Genomic DNA, 552 nt, shown 5'->3' with positions numbered 1-552 from the left:
TTTTGGACCCACCTGACCCCATGCCGAACTCAGTAGTGAAACGAAACAGCGCCGATGATAGTGTAGCAGCTGCTATGTGAAAGTAGGTCATCGCCAGGCTCCAAATAAGAGAAAGCCCGATTCGAAAGAGTCGGGCTTTTTTGCGTTTTAGCTTTCAGCCAGGTAGGTTGGGTAGAGCGGAGCGAAACCCAACATAATCCATATGACCCTCTTCATAACCCATGGTTAAAAATTCTTAAAATCTCTACTGGTCTAATACCATTCCGCTTAAATATCTGATCTAATATAGGCTATATAAAATCACTGGTTATTAACATTGAACCCAAACATATCTGAACAACTTTTAGCGCTTTCTCGTAAAGAACCAAACGCACGAAAACGCACGAAAACGCATGCGATTGCTTGCAGTGTCTTTATTTTATGAGGGTAATAGCCGAACCGATATTGCAAAACGTCTAAACACTGCAAGAAGTAGTGTGAATAAATGGGTTTCTAGTTACCTAGAGTATGGGCTTGATGGTTTAGACAATAAGCCTATTCAAGGACGTCCAT

Annotated in this window: 1 protein-coding gene and 1 rRNA gene; both read left to right on the top strand. The window is 41.7% G+C overall.

What is annotated here, in order from left to right; all coding sequences use genetic code 11:
• A 5S ribosomal RNA gene (rrf, locus tag IRQ78_RS20425) occupies positions 1-99 on the top strand; the annotation flags it as partial.
• A gap of 293 nt (positions 100-392) precedes the next feature.
• Positions 393-552: helix-turn-helix domain-containing protein (locus IRQ78_RS20880; RefSeq protein ID WP_171043858.1), on the top strand; the 160-nt coding region annotated here is incomplete at its 3' end.

This window comes from Pseudoalteromonas simplex (genome assembly GCF_015278155.1).
GTDB classification, from domain to species: domain Bacteria; phylum Pseudomonadota; class Gammaproteobacteria; order Enterobacterales; family Alteromonadaceae; genus Pseudoalteromonas; species Pseudoalteromonas simplex.
This window is presented reverse-complemented; position numbering and strand designations above follow the sequence as displayed.